The 18,268-nt window shown below is 68.1% G+C and carries 19 protein-coding genes; 11 read left to right on the plus strand and 8 right to left on the minus strand.

What is annotated here, in order from left to right; all coding sequences use genetic code 11:
- Positions 1 to 242 precede the first annotated feature (242 nt).
- Complete coding sequence (locus U5N23_RS02725) at positions 243 to 1,259, minus strand: 1-aminocyclopropane-1-carboxylate deaminase (RefSeq protein ID WP_322591318.1); 1,017 nt, start codon at positions 1,257 to 1,259, stop codon at positions 243 to 245.
- Positions 1,260 to 1,444: 185 nt separating this feature from the next.
- On the opposite strand from U5N23_RS02725, the gene U5N23_RS02730 reads away from it, so the two are divergent.
- Entirely contained in the window at positions 1,445 to 1,963 is a 519-nt protein-coding gene (locus U5N23_RS02730; RefSeq protein ID WP_322591319.1) for an Lrp/AsnC family transcriptional regulator, read from the plus strand.
- A 13-nt stretch (positions 1,964 to 1,976) separates the two neighbouring features.
- Here the strand turns inward: U5N23_RS02730 and U5N23_RS02735 are convergent, their stop codons facing one another.
- Positions 1,977 to 3,152 (minus strand): saccharopine dehydrogenase family protein, encoded by a 1,176-nt coding sequence (locus U5N23_RS02735; RefSeq protein WP_322591320.1) that lies wholly within the window; start codon positions 3,150 to 3,152, stop codon positions 1,977 to 1,979.
- Between the two features lie 275 nt (positions 3,153 to 3,427).
- On the opposite strand from U5N23_RS02735, the gene U5N23_RS02740 reads away from it, so the two are divergent.
- The 4 genes from U5N23_RS02740 to U5N23_RS02755 all read left to right on the plus strand — a co-directional run bounded on the left by U5N23_RS02740 (position 3,428) and on the right by U5N23_RS02755 (position 6,474).
- On the plus strand, positions 3,428 to 3,910 hold the full coding sequence (locus U5N23_RS02740) for a YiaA/YiaB family inner membrane protein (RefSeq protein WP_322591321.1): 483 nt from the start codon (positions 3,428 to 3,430) through the stop codon (positions 3,908 to 3,910).
- Positions 3,911 to 3,987: 77 nt separating this feature from the next.
- Positions 3,988 to 4,452 carry a hypothetical protein gene (locus tag U5N23_RS02745; RefSeq protein ID WP_322591322.1) on the plus strand — a complete coding sequence of 155 codons (465 nt, stop codon included), beginning with the start codon at positions 3,988 to 3,990 and terminating at the stop codon, positions 4,450 to 4,452.
- Between the two features lie 13 nt (positions 4,453 to 4,465).
- Entirely contained in the window at positions 4,466 to 5,296 is an 831-nt protein-coding gene (locus U5N23_RS02750; protein WP_322591323.1) for a DUF2145 domain-containing protein, read from the plus strand.
- Between the two features lie 56 nt (positions 5,297 to 5,352).
- The gene (locus U5N23_RS02755) at positions 5,353 to 6,474 is read left to right on the plus strand and encodes a zinc ribbon domain-containing protein (RefSeq protein ID WP_322591324.1); all 1,122 of its coding nucleotides are present in this window, start codon (positions 5,353 to 5,355) and stop codon (positions 6,472 to 6,474) included.
- On the opposite strand, the gene U5N23_RS02760 is transcribed toward U5N23_RS02755, so the two are convergent.
- The 3 genes from U5N23_RS02760 to tgt form a co-directional block, all read right to left on the minus strand.
- Complete coding sequence (locus tag U5N23_RS02760) at positions 6,402 to 7,940, minus strand: diguanylate cyclase (RefSeq protein ID WP_322591325.1); 1,539 nt, start codon at positions 7,938 to 7,940, stop codon at positions 6,402 to 6,404. The two genes, U5N23_RS02755 and U5N23_RS02760, sit on opposite strands and share 73 nt — an antisense overlap.
- Positions 7,941 to 8,076: 136 nt before the next feature.
- Positions 8,077 to 9,228 (minus strand): GGDEF domain-containing protein, encoded by a 1,152-nt coding sequence (locus U5N23_RS02765; protein ID WP_322591326.1) that lies wholly within the window; start codon positions 9,226 to 9,228, stop codon positions 8,077 to 8,079.
- A 244-nt stretch (positions 9,229 to 9,472) separates the two neighbouring features.
- The gene (tgt, locus tag U5N23_RS02770) at positions 9,473 to 10,645 is read right to left on the minus strand and encodes a tRNA guanosine(34) transglycosylase Tgt (protein WP_322591327.1); all 1,173 of its coding nucleotides are present in this window, start codon (positions 10,643 to 10,645) and stop codon (positions 9,473 to 9,475) included.
- A 99-nt stretch (positions 10,646 to 10,744) separates the two neighbouring features.
- Here tgt and U5N23_RS02775 point away from each other — a divergent pair, with 99 nt between their 5' ends.
- Positions 10,745 to 11,233, plus strand: coding sequence for a universal stress protein (locus U5N23_RS02775; RefSeq protein WP_322591328.1), 489 nt, complete (start codon positions 10,745 to 10,747; stop codon positions 11,231 to 11,233).
- A gap of 68 nt (positions 11,234 to 11,301) precedes the next feature.
- Here the strand turns inward: U5N23_RS02775 and U5N23_RS02780 are convergent, their stop codons facing one another.
- The 3 genes from U5N23_RS02780 to U5N23_RS02790 all read right to left on the minus strand — a co-directional run bounded on the left by U5N23_RS02780 (position 11,302) and on the right by U5N23_RS02790 (position 15,529).
- Entirely contained in the window at positions 11,302 to 11,688 is a 387-nt protein-coding gene (locus U5N23_RS02780) for a hypothetical protein (protein ID WP_322591329.1), read from the minus strand.
- A 378-nt stretch (positions 11,689 to 12,066) separates the two neighbouring features.
- A complete protein-coding gene (locus U5N23_RS02785) occupies positions 12,067 to 13,239 on the minus strand; it encodes a phospholipase A (RefSeq protein ID WP_322591499.1) in 1,173 nt (390 codons plus the stop codon).
- Positions 13,240 to 13,456: 217 nt separating this feature from the next.
- The gene (locus U5N23_RS02790) at positions 13,457 to 15,529 is read right to left on the minus strand and encodes an ATP-dependent helicase (protein WP_322591330.1); all 2,073 of its coding nucleotides are present in this window, start codon (positions 15,527 to 15,529) and stop codon (positions 13,457 to 13,459) included.
- Between the two features lie 236 nt (positions 15,530 to 15,765).
- Between U5N23_RS02790 and U5N23_RS02795 the strand changes: the two genes are divergently transcribed.
- From U5N23_RS02795 to U5N23_RS02815, 5 genes are all read left to right on the plus strand, one after another.
- Positions 15,766 to 16,572: a hypothetical protein gene (locus U5N23_RS02795; protein WP_322591331.1), complete on the plus strand. Its 807-nt coding sequence runs from the start codon at positions 15,766 to 15,768 to the stop codon at positions 16,570 to 16,572.
- Between the two features lie 189 nt (positions 16,573 to 16,761).
- Positions 16,762 to 17,316, plus strand: a complete 555-nt coding sequence (locus U5N23_RS02800; RefSeq protein ID WP_322591332.1) for a GTP-binding protein — start codon at positions 16,762 to 16,764, stop codon at positions 17,314 to 17,316.
- Positions 17,313 to 17,555, plus strand: coding sequence for a roadblock/LC7 domain-containing protein (locus tag U5N23_RS02805; protein WP_322591333.1), 243 nt, complete (start codon positions 17,313 to 17,315; stop codon positions 17,553 to 17,555). Before U5N23_RS02800 ends, U5N23_RS02805 begins: the two co-directional genes overlap by 4 nt.
- Positions 17,556 to 17,585: 30 nt before the next feature.
- Positions 17,586 to 17,711, plus strand: a complete 126-nt coding sequence (locus U5N23_RS02810; RefSeq protein ID WP_322591334.1) for a hypothetical protein — start codon at positions 17,586 to 17,588, stop codon at positions 17,709 to 17,711.
- Positions 17,712 to 17,814: 103 nt separating this feature from the next.
- A complete protein-coding gene (locus tag U5N23_RS02815) occupies positions 17,815 to 18,174 on the plus strand; it encodes a hypothetical protein (protein ID WP_322591335.1) in 360 nt (119 codons plus the stop codon).
- The last annotated feature ends 94 nt before the right edge of the window (positions 18,175 to 18,268 follow it).

Here is an 18,268-nt window from a genome sequence, read left to right on the forward strand (position 1 = left end):
TGGTCAGTCAGCCGTTATTGGCTGCGAACAGGCGCGGCAGGGCGCACCAGCCTTCGTCTCGCACCGGCCATGGCTGTCGCTGCTACAGATGTTTGCGCAGCCGCCATGGCCGTGGATGCACGGGATCATGGCGGCGACCCGTGGGCATGCCCGGGTCGATGGTGGGAGTCAGAGGGGGTCAGATGAGCGACAGGCCCGCCAGTCGGTCCAGGTGCTGCTGCTCCGTTTCATCGCACGGTGCATCAGCCGTTGCGAAAAAGAAAGCTGTAGGCGTTCAACGCCGGCACCCCTCCCAGGTGCGCGTACAGGACACGGGAACCTTCGGGGAATTCGCCCTTGCGCACCATGTCGATCATGCCGTGCATGGACTTGCCTTCGTACACCGGGTCGGTGAGCATGCCTTCCTGGCGCGCGCACAGGCGGATGGCTTCGAGCGTGCCCTCGCTGGGCAGGCCGTACTCGGGGCCGCCGTAGCGCGTGTCCAGCACCACGTCCTCGGCCGTGATCTCCTGGCCCAGTTCCACCAGCCTGGCGGTGTTCTGTGCGATGCGCAGCACCTGCGCGTGTGTCTTCTCGGGCTTGGCCGAGGCGTCGATGCCGATCACCTTGCGCGAGCGGCCGTCGGCTGCGAAGCCCACCACCATGCCGGCCTGCGTGCTGCCCGTGACCGAGCACACGACGATGTAGTCGAACGCAAAGCCCAGCTCCTTTTCCTGCTGGCGCACTTCCTCGGCAAAGCCCACGAAGCCCAGGCCGCCGTACGGGTGCTCGGAGCAACCGGCCGGGATCGGGAAGGGCTTGCCGCCGGCCTTCTTCACGTCCTCCATGGCCTGCTCCCAGCTGGGGCGGATGCCGATGTCGAAGCCTGCCGCGTCCAGGCGCACGTCGGCCCCCATGATGCGCGACATCTCGATGTTGCCCACGCGGTCGTACACCGCGTCGGAGTAGTTCACCCAGTTTTCCTGCACCAGCACGCACTTCATGCCCAGGTGCGCGGCCACGGCAGCCACCTGGCGGGTCTGGTTGGACTGGATGCCGCCGATGGACACCAGCGTGTCGTAGCCACCGGCAATCGCCTCGGGGATGAGGTATTCGAGCTTGCGCGTCTTGTTGCCGCCAAAGGCCAGGCCGCTGTTGCAGTCCTCGCGCTTGGCGTACAGGTGCACCTTGCCGCCCAGGTGGGCCGACAGGCGTGGCAATGGCGTGATGGGCGATGGCCCGAAGGTCAGCGGGTGGCGGGCGAATTTCTGCAGGTTCATGGCGGCTCTCGGGTGCGGTGGAAGGGGCGTTGAATCACTCGCAGGGGCGCTTTGGTGGCGCCTTGCCTGCAGTGCCTCCATCGTAGGAAAATCCGCGCTTAACGTGGTTGTGAAAATGGGGGGATTTTCGGCGCTTTGGTGTGTAAAAATGCAAGTCGATTTGCATTGATTCCACAGAACCCACCATGTGCGCAACAAAAGTTCGTGACAAGAGCGTGCCGGCCAGCGCGGGAATGACGGACGAGCTCGACCGCACCGACAAGGCCATCCTGCGCCTGCTGCAGCGCGATGCGTCGCTCTCCAACGTGGCCCTGGCCGGGAAGGTGCACCTGAGCCCGCCGGCCTGCCTGCGCCGCGTGGAGCGGCTCAAGCGCCTGGGGCTGATCGACGGGGTGGTGGCGCTGCTCAACCCCAAGGCCGTGGGGGCCGGCATGCTGGTGATGATCGGCGTGGTGCTCGACCGCTCAACGCCCGATTCCTTCGCGGCCTTCGAGAAGGCGGCCGTGAAGATCTCGGGCTGCATGGAGTGCCACGTGGTGACGGGCGAGTTCGACTACTTCATGCTGGTGCGCACGCGCGACAGCGACAGCTTCAACCGCCTGCACGCCGAACAGCTGATCTACCTGCCGGGCGTGCGGCAGGTGCGCTCCTTCATGGTGCTGCGCAATGTACTGTCCACGACGGAGCTGCCGCTGGCCTTGTGACCAGCAGCGGGGATCAAGCCGTCTCGACGGCGAACGTCAGCCCGGCATTTGCCTGCAGGCGCGCCACCAGCGGCTCGCCCATGGCGGGCGCCGGGGTCCAGATGCCGCCCGGGGTGGCGGCAGCCTCCTGCAGCAGGCAGACCGCAGCCTCGGCGATCATCTTCGAGGTGGAGCCATAGCCTGGGTCGCGGTCGCCCTTCACGCCCACACGCAGGGTGTTGCCCTGGCCGTCATCGCCCAAAAACAGCACGTCGTAGAAACCCGCCTCGCGCTCCTCGCGCGACGGACCTTCGCCCGGCTTGGGGCCTTTGTCCGAGCCCATGGACTTGTCGTTGGCCACGGCATTGGCGATGGCCTCGCCCTTCTCTCCGGGGCCGGTGACCAGCATCTCGTCGTAGACGAAATCCGTGCCCCAGGCATGCTGCAGCAGGAAGTTGGAGCGGTGCACGTTGCGCGTGTTGATGGCCGCCATCACGAACGGGGCGACCCACATGCCCAGGGCCTCGTCCAGCATGGGCTTGTGGCCCGTGGGCTGGCGCGGGCCCTCGAAGCCGGGCGTGAGCGAGAACGGGTTCTTGAGCAGGTCCAGCACCTTGGGGTCGGCGGCCGATGCGGCCATGGTGGCCTTCAGGCTCGCCGCCGTGCCGCCCGAGAAGGTGCCCTTCATCTTGCGCACCCGGCCGCGCACGCGGCTGGCGGGGTGGCCGAAGCGGGCCTTCATCTCGCGCTGCAGCACGAACACGCCCAGGTCGAACGGGATCGAGTCGAAACCGCACGAGAACACGATGCGCGCGCCGCTGGCCTGGGCCTGGGCTTCGTGTGCATCGATCATGTGGCGCATCCAGGCGGGCTCGCCGCACAGGTCCACATAGTCCACGCCGGCCGCAGCGCAGGCGGCCACCAGTTCGTTGCCGTAGAGCTGGTAGGGGCCCACGGTGGTCAGTACCAGGCGGGTCTGCGCCATCAGGGCCTGCATGCTCTCCCTGCTGGCGCTGTCGGTCACCACCAGGGGTGTGTCGGCCGGGGCGCCGAGCTCGTCGCGCACGGCGGCCAGCTTGTCGGCGCTGCGCCCGCCCATGGCCCAGCGCAGGCCGCTGCCAGCGGGGTAGCGCTGCAGCAGGTACTCCACCACCAGCCGGCCGGTGAAGCCGGTGGCGCCGTGGACGACGATGTCAAAGGGTTTGGTCATGGCAGGTCTCCAGGAAATTCGCTAGGGCGGGCATGCCCGCAGTGGCCAGGATTGTCGAAGACGGGCGCGGCATTGGCTGTCGCCCAGGCGCTGCCTTTGGTGGCTTGCGCGCAACTTTGGACGCGGACAAGGGTGTCAAAGTGTGACCAAGTACCGTAAAACGATACCGAAGAGCTGGCGCAATGCCACTGTGGTGGTTCAATGCGGACAGCCGGATGGGGCTTTGCGACCATTCGTTCCGTGTTCAACAACGGCCCCAGGGCCACACCACCCATATGTCAGCATCTTCCTTCGTCGTTCAGCGTGATACCAAGGCCTGGCAGCTTCAGGTCTGGATTTCGTTCGGCATTGCCGTGTTCCTGTGCGCAGTCGGTCTGGCCTGGCTGCCCGGGGAGCAACTGGAACGCGCGTTCATGGTGATGGGCTATGTGTTCTGCCTCTCGGCCGCCTTCGTGCTGGCCAAGTTCGTGCGGGACAACGAAAGTGCGGGCCGCCGTGGCGCGGGCGACACCCCGATGTGGAAGCTGGTGGTGTGGGGCGGCTTTGCGGTCGCCATGGGCCTGACGGGCTGGGGCCTGTTCAGCATGGAGGTCAACCAGACCTACAAGGCCTTCCTCGGTGTGAGCTGGTTGTACCTGATCACCACCGCCTTCACGCTGGCCAAGATGCTGCGCGACCGCCATGAAGCCGACCTGGCCGAAGCCCGCCTGCAAGGCCGCCGCGAAGCCGCCCAGGTTGCGCCCAGCAACAACGGCTGAGCCGCACCCCGCGTTTTGAATCCCTGGCCCGTCGCCTCCGTGCGCCGGGCCCACCCAACCCGAAGGAGTGATCCACCATGACGAACAAGACTTTGCAACGCACCCTGGCCCGCATGCTGCTGGCCGCCAGCTTCCTCACGGCCCTGGCCAGCCTGCCGGCCCGTGCGCAGAGCGAGGCGTCTGCCGCGCTGTCCCTGCTGCCTGTGGCCTCCGTCGTGGGCACGGCCTCGGTCGCGTCGACCGCTGCCGGCGCCGTGGTGGCCCTGCCCGCAGCCCTGTCGGTCGGCGGCGCCGTGCTCTCGGTGCGCGCAGTGGAAGTCTCGGCTGTGGGCACCGTGTACGTTCTGGAGCGTGCTTCGGACGGCGCCCGCGTCAGTGTGGAAGTGCTCGGCAAGGGGGTGGGCGCATCGGCCCATGCCGTGGGCACGGTGGTGGTCTGCACGGTGATCGGCTCGGGCGTGGTGCTGTCGGTGGCCGGCGAGGCCCTGGCCTTCGTGCCTAACGCCATCGGCCGGGCGCTGCTGTACAACGAGCGCCTGTGAGGGGGGCACAGCCATGCACCAACAAGCCACTTTGCAACAGCCCGCCCTGCGCTGGGTCCTGGGCGCTGCGCTGCTTGCCGGCGCTGCCCTGTTCACGGCCACCCCGGCCCATGCCGGCCGTTCGTGCGAGGCGCAGAAGCCGCCACCTGCCAAGAGCGTGGAGCGCGGCATGCAGCTGGCCGAGCGCACCGCACAGGCGCTGGACGCCACGGGCGCCCAGGTCGTGATGCTCGGCCGCGCCGGCCAGGACCTGGGCAAGTACGGCGTGCGCTACTCGCACCTGGGCTGGGCCTACAAGACGCCCGAGGGCCCCTGGCGCGTGGCGCACAAGCTCAACGAATGCGGCACCGCCGTGGGCCATGTCTACCGCCAGGGCCTGGGCGAGTTCTTCCTTGACGACCTGTGGCGCTACGAAGCCGTGTGGGCCGTGCCCACGCCCGAGGTGCAGCAGCGCCTGCTGGTGCTGCTGCAGGACAAGGGCCGCACCAAGGCCATGAACCAGCCCGCCTACAGCATGGTGAGCTATGCCTGGGGCACAAAATACCAGCAGTCCAACCAGTGGGCGCTGGAGACCCTGGCCGCCGCCATGGAGCCGGCCACCGTCAACAGCCGCGAGCAGGCGCAGGCCTGGCTCAAGTTCAAGGGCTACGAGCCCACCACGCTCAAGATCGGGCCGCTGACCCGCATGGGTGGGCGCGTGGGTTCGGCCAACATCGCCTTCGACGACCACCCCAACGACAAGCGCTTCTCCGACCGCATCGAGACCGTGACCGTCGATTCGATGCTGGCATGGCTGCAGCGTGCACAACTGGGGGCAGCGCCGGCCACCTTGGTGCTCAAGTGACAATGTGCCTGCCCACCTGATGCCTTGACAGCAACCCACACGAAGGAGATGTGCCCATGAGCAAATCGCTGCGCCTGTCCGAAAAATGGTTCCGCCGCGGCCTGTGGCTGGTGGCTTTCGTCTTCGCGGGCTTCCTGATCGGCCTGGGTGGCACCATCGTCGGTGACCTGCCCCAGGTCGAAAAGCGCCTGGTGGTCGAAGACTTCGTCGACCGCGCAGCCTACGACCGGGTGCGCGAGGAGGTGCGTGCCTCGCGCAAGGCCGAGGAGGACGCCGAGACTGCGCTGCAGCAGGCCCAGCTGCAACGCAGCAAGGCGCGCAGCGAGAGCGCGGCCGAGCGCGAGACCTTCAACAACTGGCTGGCCACGCGCAGCGCCACGCAGCGCGCCGACCAGGATCCCGAAGTCATTGCGCGCACCCAGAGGCTCGATGTGCTCAAGCTCGCCGAGCGCAAGACCCAGCAGGCCGTGGAGGCCCAGCAGCAGGCCGCGCTCGATGCCCGCCAGGCCGCCAGTGCCGCCCAGCAGCGCCAGAGCGAGATGGAGCGCGAGGGCTATGCAGGCATGGCCGTCGAGCAGCGCAAGCTGGAGCTGCGCGTCTTCCTGTACCGGCTGGCGCTCACGCTGCCGCTCCTGGCGATTGCTGGCTGGCTGTTCGTCAAGAAGCGCAAGGGCACCTACTGGCCCTTCGTCTGGGGCTTCATCTTCTTCGCGCTGTTCGCCTTCTTCGTGGAGCTGGTGCCCTACCTGCCCAGCTACGGCGGCTACGTGCGCTACGTGGTGGGCATCGGCATCACGGTGCTGGTGGGGCGCTATGCCATCGTGGCGCTCAACCGCTACCTGGAGCGCCAGAAGCTGGCCGAGGCCCTGCCCGACCAGGAGCGCCGCAAGGAGCTGAGCTACGACGTGGCCCTGGCGCGCCTGGCCAAGAGCGTGTGCCCCGGCTGCGAGCGGCCGGTGGACCTCAAGAACGAGAAGATCGACTTCTGCCCGCACTGCGGCATCGGCCTGTTCGACCACTGCGGCGTGTGCACCACCCGCAAGAGCGCGTTCGCCCGCTTCTGCCATGCCTGCGGGGCCACGGCGGCCGGCGCACCGGCGGCGCCTCAGGTTCTGCCGGTGATCCCGCCCACGCCGCCGGTGCCTCCGGGGGCAGTGGCTCCCGGCAGCGTGTCCTGACCATCCCGAGAGCCCGGCGCCGGCCGGGGCTCGAACAGCTGGGTGCGGTCGCGGCCGGCCGCCTTGGCCTCGTAGAGCGCGGCATCGGCGTCGGACATCAGGGCCCCCAGTGAATCCTGCGTGGTCACGCCGGTACGCACCACCAGGCCGATGCTCACGGTGGCGTGCAGCGGGTTGCGCTGCCCCGGCAGGACGAACGGGTGGTTGCGCACCTGCTTGCACAGGCGGCGTGCCACCGCCATGGCGTCGGCCTGGCGGATGCGTGGCAGCACCACCGCGAACTCCTCGCCGCCCAGCCGGCCGAACAGGTCGCCGGGGCGCAGGGCCTCGCTGACCGTGGCGGCAAAGCCGTGCAGCACCTTGTCGCCCTGGGCGTGGCCATAGGTGTCGTTCACGCGCTTGAAGTGGTCCAGGTCCAGCATCAGCACGGCCACGCTGCTGCGCTCGCGCGCCAGGCGCGCCAGCAGCTTGCTGCCCTGGGCCATGAAGGCGCGGCGCGCCAGCGCATCGGTCAGGAAGTCGTGGCTGGCCGCGCGGTGCAGGCGGCGCATGGCCTCGACACTGGCCGCCTTGGCCGTGGCCACCGAGAGCGGGCCCAGGCCCAGCAGGGAGATCCCCACGCGCATCGAGAATACCGCCCAGGCATGGGTGGGCGCGAACGCCAGGTCCAGCATGCCCGCGCCCGCCGCAATCGCCAGGCCGAAGCAGGTCAGCATGGACAGCACGCTGGTGGCAAACACCCCATAAGTGAGCGCACACCACAGCAGTGCCGGCACCGGAAAGGCCAGCGCCCCGGGGCCGCCGATGGCGATCGCCGCAGCCTCGCTGGCCGCCAGCGCGAGCAAGGGCGCCGCATACTTCCAGCGGCGCCGGGACCAGCGGCGCTTCTTGAGCGTGCGCCGCGCCTCCTGCGGGGTCGGCAGGCTGAGCATGACCGGCAGGATCAGCACGCTGTTGATCAGCTCCGTGCAGAACCACATGCCCAGCGCCGTGAGCCAGGTGGTGCCGAACAGCAACGGGCCCGTGCCCGAGCCTGCCAGCGCGGCCACGGCACTGCTGGCCACGCAGATGCCGAACATCAGCACCACCGACATCTGCCGCTTGAGGAAGCGCGTGGCCACCGGTACCTGGCCGAACAGCCACCAGCCCGTGGCCACGCCGCACAGGTTGGCGGCGGCCAGCCACAGGGTTGCCAGGGGCGCGGTGCCGGTGACCAGGTCTGCGGCCACGTAGCCCACGGTGGCGGCGGCCCAGGTGCCCGATGCCGCCAGCCGCGGGTAGCGCACCAGCAGGCCCAGCAGCAGCGCATTGGCGGGCCAGAACGCGGCCATGAACCCCAGGGGCCGGGTCACAATGCCCAGCAGGGACGCGGCAAAGACCAGCAGGCCGACGGCCGCGCACAGTCCCCAGCCCGTCAGCGGGCCGGCTGCGGTGCCAGGGGAGGGGGGGCGAAGCAAAGACGGCATGCGTTGAAGTTCAGGGGGCTCGGGGCGATTGGGACCCACTGTAGCCGCGAAACCGCCCGGTGCCCCAGTGGGGCCTGGCGGCCGACGCTGCGGGCAACGGTGGAAAAGGGTGTCCGGGCGGCATATGGCCAGGCGCTCAGGCCCCCTGCACCGCAGTGTCCGCCGCCAGAACCACCCGGTTGCGCCCCGATTGCTTGGCCTGGTACAGGGCATCATCGGCGCTCTTGAACAACCTGTCCGCAGCAATGGACGTGTCGTGCACCCAGGCCAGGCCGATGCTCACCGTGACGGCAATCTGCGAGCCCTGTGCCTCGACGTGCAGCAGGGCGACGCTGGCGCACAGCCGCTCGGCTATCGCCTGGGCCTCCGCTTGGGTCACCGCTGGCAGGTAGACCACGAACTCCTCGCCTCCCATGCGCGCCAGCAGGTCCGAACTGCGCAGTTGCCCTTGCAGGCACCGGGCGAACTCCACGAGCACCCGGTCACCCACGGCATGGCCGAAGCGATCATTGATCTGCTTGAAGTGGTCCAGGTCCAGCTGGGCGATGGCGCTTTGGGGCGGCAGCCGGGCGGGCAGCCGTGATTCCAGCCAGCGCCGGTTGCCCGTGCCGGTCAGCGGATCAGTGTGGGCCGCCTGCTCCAGCCGGATCTCGGCGCGTTCATTGGACAGTGCGGCCACCATGAGTGCCATGCCGAAGTGGCAGAACATCTGCACCGAGAACGCCCAGGCGAAGCCGGTGGAGCCTGCCGTGCCGCTGAGGATGTAGGTGAGCCGCAAGGCATAGATGCTGCCGCTCAGTCCCAGAAAGCCGGCCATCAGCGTGCGCGAAGGCAGGGGCTCGGTGCGGCGGTCGCGCAGTATCTCGAACGTGCAGGCGGCCAGTACCAGCGTGGCCGTGGCATGAAAGACGCCTGCGCGCATCAGGTTCTGCAGGGGAAAGCCCGTGGCGATGCCCGCCACCAGGCATGCCAGTGGCAGCACCGCCACGGCCCGCCATGGCACGCGCCTGCGCCCGCTGAATCCGCGCACCCCTGCCCAGAAAAGGGCGTACCCGCCCGTGCCCAGCAGCAGGCTGCCATGGGTCCACATCCACATCGGCAGGGCTGCGCCCTCGCCGCGCCAGGCCAGGATCGCCCCTGCCGCCAGCATCACATAGGCCGCAGCCAGCGCTGCCAGGCCCTGGGGTCTGCACGAGTGGCGGCGAAGGTGAAAGATGCTCAGCGCACCGGCGATCAGAGAGCTGTTGTAGAGCAGGAGAACGGTGGCCAGGTCGAGCTGGAGGTCCATGGGGTCTTGTGCGCAGAGGTGTCGCGCCGATTATCGAAGGACGCCATGACGCAGCCGTGGCCGCCGCGCTGCAGCGGCCACGGCAACAGCTTGTGCCGGATGCGCGGCACGGTGGCTGCGCCGAGGGGCCGGGATCCGGTCATACGGATTTGCCTTCAACCGTACAACGGCGTTGGTTCGCCTTGCCGTGCTACAGCACTGTCTGCGGCTCCCGCCTAGTTCTACGATCGAATGCAAATCCGTATCAGACGCCGCGTGCCCGGTCTGCCTTGAACTGCGCGCGGAACTGGGCGAAGGTGCCTGCCTCCAGCGCCTCGCGCACTTCGCGCATCAGGTTCAGGTAGTAGTGCAGGTTGTGGATGCTGGTGAGCATGGGGCCGAGCATTTCGCCGCAGCGGTCCAGGTGGTGCTGGTAGGCGCGGCTGAAGCCTTCGCGCCCGCCGGCCTCCCACGAGATGCCGCTCTTGCCCGCGCAGGCGTGGCAGGTGCAGCTGGTGTCCAGGGGCTGGTGGTCGCTCTTGTGGCGCGCATTGCGGATCTTCAGGTCGCCGTAGCGCGTGAACATGGTGCCGTTGCGCGCATTGCGCGTGGGCATCACGCAGTCGAACATGTCCACGCCCTGGGCCACGCCCTCGACCAGGTCCTCGGGCGTGCCTACGCCCATCAGATAGCGCGGCTTGTGGGCCGGCAGCAGGTGCGGGGTGTGGGCCATGATGCGCAGCATCTCGTCCTTGGGCTCGCCCACGGAGACACCGCCCACGGCGTAGCCGGGGAAGTCCATTGCCACCAGGCGTTCCAGTGACTCGGCGCGCAGGTTCTCGTACATGCCACCCTGCACGATGCCGAACAGGGCATTGGGGTTGTTCAGGCGGTGGAACTCGTCTTGGCTGCGCTTGGCCCAGCGCAGGCTCATCTCCATGGACTGGCGCGCCTCGCGCTCGGTGGTCAGGTGGCCCTTGGTCTCGTAGGGCGTGCACTCGTCGAGCTGCATCACGATGTCGCTGTTGAGCGTGGTCTGGATCTGCATGCTCACCTCGGGCGACATGAACAGCTTGTCGCCGTTCACGGGGCTGGCGAAGGTCACGCCTTCTTCGGTGATCTTGCGCATGGCGCCCAGGCTCCAGACCTGGAACCCCCCCGAATCGGTGAGGATGGGCTTGTTCCACTGCTCGAAGCCGTGCAGGCCGCCGAAGCTCTCCATCACGTCCAGGCCCGGGCGCATCCACAGGTGGAAGGTGTTCCCGAGGATGATCTGCGCGCCCATGTCGTGCAGGCTCTGCGGCATCACGCCCTTGACGGTGCCATAGGTGCCCACGGGCATGAAGATCGGTGTTTGCACCACGCCGTGGTTGAGCGTGAGCGTGCCCCGCCGCGCGTGGCTGGTGGGGTCGGTGGTGAGAAGGTCAAACTGCAGCATGGGCCGCATTGTCCCAGACCGTGCGGTGCATGAGGCCATGGGTGCCCTTCGGCCCCTGTGTCGGTACACTGAACTCCACACCAATGGAAGGAGAACCCCATGTTCAAGATCCTGATCGCCGTGGACGGCTCGGACCTCTCGCTGGACGGCGTGCACCATGCCCTGGGCCTCGTGCGCCAGGGCCTCGCGGCCAGCATCGTGCTGGCCAACGTGCAGGAACCGGCCACGCTCTACGAAATGGTGACCGCGCGCGATGCCGACCTCATCGCGGCGGCCAGCCTGGAGGCCGGCGAGCACCTCATGGCACCGGCCCGCGCCCTGCTCGATGCGGCTGGCGTCTCCTACGAAACCGACATCGGCGTGGGCGACGTGGCGCACACCCTGGTGGACATGATCGAGCGCAGCGGCTGCGACCTGGTGGTCATCGGTGCGCGCGGGCAGGGGGCCATCAGCAGCGCCCTGCTCGGCTCGGTGTCGCAGGAAGTGGCCCATGCCAGCCCGGTGCCCGTGACCATCGTCAAGCATGCCGACGTGGCGCTGCAGGTGGAGCCGGAGCAGGAGGACGGCACGGCCGATGCCATGAGCTGAAGCACATCCCCATGTGCCAAGGGCCGCGTGAGCGACCCTTGTGGCAGAGAGAAGGCAGCAGGGGGCCGTCAGGCCGCCTTGCGGAACGGTTCCGCCGTGCGCTGCAGCTTGCCGTGGGGCAGGCTGGCCAGGCGCGAGAACATGCGCCGTACATAGCCGTTGACCCACAGGCATTTGTTCAGTTCGTCCACGGGCAACGGGCCGGACACCACCACGATGTCGTTGGCCATGTCCTGCGCACCGGCGGCGCGCAGGCGGCGGCGCGTGTTGTTGGCCCAGGACTGGATGCGGGTGGGACTGCCATGCTGGTGCACCTCGCCCGTGTGCGCATCGAAGGCGATGGCCACGGTATCGGTCTTGAGCTTGAACCTGCGCTCACCGGTCACGGCGCTCGGTGCCTCGCGCATGTCGTACAGGTAGTAGCTGCCGGCCTTGAGCTGGTATTGCATGTCCATGGTGGTTCCTCTCTGGGGTCATTGTCGAGGGCGCACCACGGGGCAATCGCAGGGAATGGGGTCGGAAAACGCCTCTTATCGGCGCGTGATCCGTGCTGGCATGCCAGTCGGTGCGCGTGCCATTGTGCGCGGCCCCTCGGCACGTGCAAATGAAACTTGACCGCAATTGAGTAACGGTTTGTGAGGGGCGGGCGCCTGCTTCCGGACAGCGTTGCATGGCGCAAGGCGCCTCCCACAACCGTTGAAAGCGCGCGGCTCAATACCAGTGCCCCCGTGCAAGGGCCGCCCCGCCGCACTGGCTGCGTCCCCCTTCCCGAATGGCGCAGCCATTCGAGAGAAGGGGTGAAGGCGCGTCAGCGCCTCAGGGGGATGTACCTGCTAGAAATCCACCAGGCTCAGCCCCAGGCTGAACACCGTGCGCTTGCGGTTGTAGTCGATCATGCTGTCGCCATAACCGCTGAACAACTGGGTGTGCAGGCGCAGGTTGCTCTTGCTGCCCAGAAAGCCCGAGCCCAGTGTCTGCAGCCACTCCACGCGCAGCGAGCCGCGGTCGCTGTTGGCCAGCGAGTGGCGCATCGTGGCGCCCAGGGTGTTGTCCTTGTCGTAGTTCCAGAACGCGGCCAGTTCGGCGCGGCCCATGTAGTCGCTGATGCCGGGGTTGTCGTCGCTGCTCGCGCTTTCGGACAGGCGCTTCCAGAGGCGGGCGCGCACATTGATGTCGTTGCCCAGCTCCAGCCCGGTCATCAGGTAGGCGCGGTTCCAGCTGCGCGACAGCGGCTTGCTCTGGCCGTTGGACTGGTGCACCAGGCCGATACCGCTGTAGCGCCAGCGCCAGCCGAACGGCAGCTTGGCATCGGTGGGGTAGACGTACATGACCTCCGGCTCGTGGTCGGTCGTGCGGAAGGGGCGCGAGAGCTCGGGGGTGAACAGCTGCCAGTACGACTGCTGGGTGTAACCGAACCACACCGAATCCTTGAGCGTGGGATGGCCCTGCGTTAGCAGGCCTTGCGCCACCTTGGTGCGCACCGACAGCTGGATGCGGTTCTCGGTGCGGCGGTAGGGCGTGGATTCGGTGGCCGAATTGCCGTCGGCGCCGGACGTGGGCTGGCGGTTGACGTTGCTGCCTGCCGCCACCGACACCGTGATGGGGCGGTAGCCGCGGAAGCTGAAGGTGCCGCAGTCGCTGCCCGACTCCAGCTCCCAGAAGCGCGAGAGGTCGCTGTACTGCGGGTCGCGGCAGCCTTCGGTGCGCGCCACCTCGATGATGCGCGTGGCGGGCAGCGTGGTGTCCACCGGTGCGGGCACGGCATTGGCTGCCTCGGCAGTGGCCGCGGGTGACTGCCAGGCCTGCTGGCCAGCCCACTGGTCGAAGCAAGCCAGACGTGCCTGGTTGTCGCTCGACAGAGCCGCACAGCGGCGCCAGGCCGCCTGGTCGCCCGTGCTGGTGCTGCCGGGGGCCATGGAGGGCGCGGGCGCCCCTTGCGCCAAAGCCGCGCCGGCCGGCGCCAGCACCGCCAGGGCCAGGGCTGCCGTGCGGTGGGCCGCAGCCATGCCCGTGGCGCGCGCTCGGGCGGGGCGAAGGGACGGGAGAGGGGTGCTGTGAGCGTGTTGCATGTGCCTGGTATTTCATTGCCGCGATGGCCATGGACGTTCTTGTCCGGCCAGATCGCTGGGTTGCGTGTCGGTGCCCATTCTTCCAGAATCAGGCGGCCGCCGCCTGTCGGCGGCGACCTCGACCTGCAGGCCGCTGTTGCGCGGGCGCGTCATTTCAGGGGGATGCGGCGTCGCTGCTGGCCTTGGCCTTCGCCGCGAACTCGGCGCGCAGCGCCTTGAGCTTTTCGCGCGGGTCCTCGCGTGCGTTGGTGCGGTCCAGGCCCATCTCGGCGATGAAGCGGCTGGGCCGGGCCTGCACCATTTCGCGGCCCTTCTTGCGCCGCTTGGTCCAGCTCACGGCCAGGGTGCGCTGGGCGCGCGTGATGCCCACGTACATCAGCCGGCGCTCTTCCTGCAGGCGCTGCTGCGTGTCCTCGGCCACCACCTTCTGGCGGCCCTCGTCGTCGTCGAGCTTGAAGGGCAGCATGCCCTCGGTCACCCCGACCAGGATCACATGCGGCCACTCCAGCCCCTTGGAGGCGTGCAGGGTCGAGAGCACGACCATGTCCTGCTCCTTCTCGCGCTCCGAAATGGTGGACAGCAGGGCGATGGTCTGCGAGACCTCCAGCAGGCTCTTGGTCTCCGCCGCCATAGGGGTGCCCGAGCTGTCGTCGATCTGGCCGCCCGCGCGCTGGGCCATCCAGTCGCAGAACTCGAGCACATTGGTCCAGCGCGCGGCGGCCACGGTCTCGCTGTCCTCGCCGTCGTACAGGTGCTGCTCGTAGCCGATCTCCTTGAGCCACTCGCCCAGGAAGGCGCGCGCGGCCTCGGCGCCGTGCGTGTGGCGGGCGCGGTACTCCAGGTCGTTGATGTAGCGGCCGAACTCGTGCAGGCTTTCGAGCGCGCGCTTGGGTACCGTCGCCGGCAGCATGTTGTTGAACAGCGCGGCGAACATGCTCTGCTTGTGCTGGGTGGCAAACGCACCCAGGGCGCCCAGCGTGGTGTGGCCGATGCCCCGCTTGGGGCTGGTGATGCAGCGCAGGAAGGCCGGGTCGTCGTCGTTGTTGATCCACAGGCGGAACCAGGCGCACAGGTCCTTGATTTCGGCGCGGTCGAAGAAGCTCGTGCCGCCCGACACCTTGTACGGAATGTTCACCTTGCGCAGCGCCTTCTCGAAGGGCTTGGCCTGGTGGTTGGCGCGGTAGAGGATGGCGAAGTTCTTCCAGTCCGGCTGCGGGTTGGCGGCCGCACGCAGGCTCAGGATGCGCGCCACTGCGCGCTCGGCCTCATGCTCCTCGCTGTCGGCGTCGATCACGCGCACCGGCTCGCCCTCGCCCAGCTCGCTGAACAGCGTCTTGGGAAACAGCTTGGGATTGGGGCCGATCACGTTGTTGGCCGCGCGCAGGATGGCGCTGGTGGAGCGGTAGTTCTGCTCCAGCTTGATGACCTGCAGGCTCGGGAAGTCCAGGGGCAGCTTGCGCAGGTTGTCCAGCGTGGCGCCGCGCCAGCCGTAGATGGACTGGTCGTCGTCCCCCACCGCGGTGAAGCGGGCACGCTCGCCCACCAGCAGCTTGAGCAGTTCGTACTGCGTGGCGTTGGTGTCCTGGTATTCGTCGACCAGCACATGGCCGAGCAGGGCCTGCCACTTGGCGCGCACCTCGGGAAAGTCGCGCAAGAGGCGCAGCGGCATGCCGATCAGGTCGTCGAAGTCCACGCTCTGGTAGGCCGCCAGGCGCTCCTCGTAGCGGGCCATGAGCACGGCGATGCTGCGCTCGTTGTCGTCCGCCGCCTCGGCCAACGCCTGTTCGGAGGTCAGCCCCTTGTTCTTCCAGGCGCTGATGGTCCACTGCCACTGGCGCGCCGTGGCCATGTCGACCGTGCCGCCCGCGGCGTCCTTGAGGATGCCGGTCACATCGTCCGAGTCGAGGATGCTGAACTGGGGCTTGAGGCCCAGTACCGACCCGTCCTCGCGCACCATGCGCACCCCCAGGGCATGGAAGGTGCAGATCAGCACGTCCTTGGCACGCCGCCCGATGAGGCTCTTGGCGCGCTCGCGCATTTCGGAGGCCGCCTTGTTGGTGAAGGTGATGGCCGCGATGCGCTTGGGATCCAGCCCGCGCTCGATCATGTGCGCGATCTTCTGCGTGATCACCCGCGTCTTGCCCGAGCCGGCGCCCGCCAGCACGAGGCAGGGCCCCTCGGTGTAGTGGACAGCCTGGAGCTGGGCGAGATTGAGACCGAAAGACATGGGGGAGGCAGCGACCGGGGGAGGGGTGACGCGCATGCGCCGAAGGCGCGCGGCGTGGTTTTCAGCACGGGGGTGGCAGATCATACCTTGGGCACCTGTCGGGGCCCGTTGTGAACAATTGGCCACAGAAAGGTCAACTAGTGTCACAAAACCTGACTGATACGGTTTTGTACTGGTTGCGAATGGAGTGCTCACTTAAACTGACCGGTTGCACCCTGCACTGCGGAGTATTTTGCGTGAAGACCAATCTGAAGGGCGACCTGGCGACCGGCTTGCTGGCCCCTGCATTGCGCGCCCGGTTCTCCGAGCTGTTCGGTGTGGCGGCCCGCAAATCCGTCTTTGCGTGGCGCGAATCGCCACTGGAGCAAGCCCAGGTGGCGGTGCTCGACGTGTCGTCGAACCTGGTGCGCCTGCAGCCCTTGCCGCCCTGCGTGATCTGGGTCGGGCGCGAGCAGCCAGGGGCACACTTTGCAGGCGCTTGGGTGGGGCGCCTGCCGCAGGACTACACCGTGGCCGACCTGATCGACATCCTGGACCGGGCGGCCGTCTTCCTGCTGGACTGGAAAGCCCGCCAGCCTGCTGCGCCAACGGCGGTTGCCGTGGCGGCGCAGCCGCCGGCCGTTCCTCCCGTGGTCCCTGTGTCCACACCGTCGCGCGCATTCGCCCACAGCACCATCCAGCCAACACCGCCTGCGGCGGCGGGCTCGGCCGCCATGGCCGCAGCCCAGGGCAGCCGCTACCGGCTGGGGGCCTGGGTGTTCCTGGGGCCGCCCTTCGACAGCTCCGGCTGCATCAGTGCGCTGGCCCTGTTGGCGCGCCAGCCCGTGACCGCACAGCAACTGCACACCCACAGTGGCCTTGCGCCGTCAGAGCTGGCAGAGCTGCTCAAGGAACTGGCGCGCCGCAAGGTGCTGCAGGTGATCGCGCCCGCGCAGCCGGTGGCGCCCTCGTCGACCGCCGCCGAATCCCGCCGTCCGGCACCCGTGAACAAAGGCCTTGTGCGCCGCCTGTCCCACTGGATCAGTGGGGCCAGCAGGTCATGAAGCACCCCCTGAGTCGCTTCGCGCCTTCACCCCTCTCTCGACTCGCTGCGCGAGTCGGGAGGGGGACGCCCCCAGTGCACGCAAGCGAAGCGCCGCCCACGCGGCTTGGCGGCCCTTGCACTGGGGCACTGGCGTTGGGCGTGCCAGTTGCAGAGATTGCGGCAACACATAGAACCATGGAATACTGAAATGTCCTATTCCGCCGTTTCCCCGATGCCGCGCATCGCCTTCATGGGGCCCATGGGCGTGGGCAAGACCACGGCCATCCGCGCGCTGTGCGGCGACGACATGGTGGCCTCCGACGTGCCCAACCTGGACCGCCAGTCCCACGCCAAGGAGTTCACCACCGTGGGCGCCGAGTTCGGCCAGATCGACCTGGGCGATGGCGAGTTCGTGCAGGTCTGCGGCTGCCCCGGGCAGGACCGCTTCGACTTTCTGCGGCAATGGGTGGTGTCCGCCTCGGTGGGCGTGTTCGTGATGGTCGACGTGAACGCCGCCGATGCCGTGCACGCAGCCGGTGCGCTGCTGGCCGAGGCCGCAGCCGCCGAAACCCCGCCCCTGGCCCTGGTGCTGAGCGCCCGCCCGGCCTCGACCGCAGCCACCCAGGCCTTCGCCGATGGCCTGCAGGCCGCCGGCCATGGCGTGGTGCCCGTGCTCCAGGTCGATGTGCGCAAGCGTGCCGATGTGCTGCAGGCTCTGAGCGTGCTGGTGTCGATGTTGTCCCTTCGCAGCGAATCCCCATGAAAAGCAGTGCCCCCCTGATTTCCGATGCCCTGGCCGAGACGGCCCTGCGTGCCCTCCAGACCCATGCGGCCCCCATCAGCGGCCTGCAACTGGCCTTGCTGGCCACGCCCGACGGATTCGAGATCGCCTGCCTGCGCAACCGCAGCGAGCTGCAGGCCAACCGCCTGTCGGCCATGGCCAGCTCGCTCATGGCCATGGCCCGCGCCGTGGGCCGCGAGATCCAGAGCCCCCAGTGCTAGCGCCTGACCTTCGAGGCCGAGGGCAGCACCGTGGTCTTCCAGTCCATCGATGCGCCCGTGCCCTGCATCCTGTGCCTGGTGCTGGGCAGCGATGCCTTGCTCGGCCGCGCCCTGTGGGCTGCGGGCGAAGTGATGCAAGAGATGTCCCGGGCCTGACGGACGCTCTTGCGGCCGATTTCCGGGGGCGGGCGTTTCATTGGCAGCCTGCGCCCACTCTCCCTTCCAGCCAGTGCGAATGAACCCCAAGGAAACCCAAAAAATGGCGACTCTCAATGAATCCCTGAACCAACTGCAAAGCGTGGAAGGTGCGCTGTGCGCTGCCATCGTCGACAGCAGCAGCGGCATGCTGCTGGGCAGCATCGGCACGGGGGTGGACATGGAACTGGCCGCCGCCGGCAACACCGAGGTGGTGCGTGCCAAGAACAAGACCATGCAGGCGCTGGGCCTGCAGGACACCATCGACGACATCCTGATCACGCTGGGCAAGCAGTACCACATCATCCGTCCCATGGCGTCCAAGGAAGGCATCTTCATCTATGTGGTGCTCGACAAGGCGCGCGCCAACCTCGCCCTGGCCCGCCGCAAGGTGCAGGACGTCGAGAAGCTGATCGAATTCTGACGGCGCACGCCGGCACGCGCCTTCCTGCGGGAAATCCCGCTGTCCCGGGTCTGTTCGCACTTTGATACTGCACGGACCAACGAGACAAGCCCGA

Source organism: Acidovorax sp. (assembly GCF_034519795.1).
Lineage (GTDB): Bacteria > Pseudomonadota > Gammaproteobacteria > Burkholderiales > Burkholderiaceae_C > Acidovorax.

Bases quoted from the DNA above. Each gene is read 5' to 3' on its own strand.
- U5N23_RS02725 (WP_322591318.1), bottom strand. From the start codon at position 1,259: ATGAACCTGCAGAAATTCGCCCGCCACCCGCTGACCTTCGGGCCATCG.
- U5N23_RS02730 (WP_322591319.1), top strand. From the start codon at position 1,445: ATGTGCGCAACAAAAGTTCGTGACAAGAGCGTGCCGGCCAGCGCGGGA.
- U5N23_RS02735 (WP_322591320.1), bottom strand. From the start codon at position 3,152: ATGACCAAACCCTTTGACATCGTCGTCCACGGCGCCACCGGCTTCACC.
- U5N23_RS02740 (WP_322591321.1), top strand. From the start codon at position 3,428: ATGTCAGCATCTTCCTTCGTCGTTCAGCGTGATACCAAGGCCTGGCAG.
- U5N23_RS02745 (WP_322591322.1), top strand. From the start codon at position 3,988: ATGACGAACAAGACTTTGCAACGCACCCTGGCCCGCATGCTGCTGGCC.
- U5N23_RS02750 (WP_322591323.1), top strand. From the start codon at position 4,466: ATGCACCAACAAGCCACTTTGCAACAGCCCGCCCTGCGCTGGGTCCTG.
- U5N23_RS02755 (WP_322591324.1), top strand. From the start codon at position 5,353: ATGAGCAAATCGCTGCGCCTGTCCGAAAAATGGTTCCGCCGCGGCCTG.
- U5N23_RS02760 (WP_322591325.1), bottom strand. From the start codon at position 7,940: ATGCCGTCTTTGCTTCGCCCCCCCTCCCCTGGCACCGCAGCCGGCCCG.
- U5N23_RS02765 (WP_322591326.1), bottom strand. From the start codon at position 9,228: ATGGACCTCCAGCTCGACCTGGCCACCGTTCTCCTGCTCTACAACAGC.
- tgt (WP_322591327.1), bottom strand. From the start codon at position 10,645: ATGCTGCAGTTTGACCTTCTCACCACCGACCCCACCAGCCACGCGCGG.
- U5N23_RS02775 (WP_322591328.1), top strand. From the start codon at position 10,745: ATGTTCAAGATCCTGATCGCCGTGGACGGCTCGGACCTCTCGCTGGAC.
- U5N23_RS02780 (WP_322591329.1), bottom strand. From the start codon at position 11,688: ATGGACATGCAATACCAGCTCAAGGCCGGCAGCTACTACCTGTACGAC.
- U5N23_RS02785 (WP_322591499.1), bottom strand. From the start codon at position 13,239: ATGGCTGCGGCCCACCGCACGGCAGCCCTGGCCCTGGCGGTGCTGGCG.
- U5N23_RS02790 (WP_322591330.1), bottom strand. From the start codon at position 15,529: ATGTCTTTCGGTCTCAATCTCGCCCAGCTCCAGGCTGTCCACTACACC.
- U5N23_RS02800 (WP_322591332.1), top strand. From the start codon at position 16,762: ATGTCCTATTCCGCCGTTTCCCCGATGCCGCGCATCGCCTTCATGGGG.
- U5N23_RS02805 (WP_322591333.1), top strand. From the start codon at position 17,313: ATGAAAAGCAGTGCCCCCCTGATTTCCGATGCCCTGGCCGAGACGGCC.
- U5N23_RS02815 (WP_322591335.1), top strand. From the start codon at position 17,815: ATGGCGACTCTCAATGAATCCCTGAACCAACTGCAAAGCGTGGAAGGT.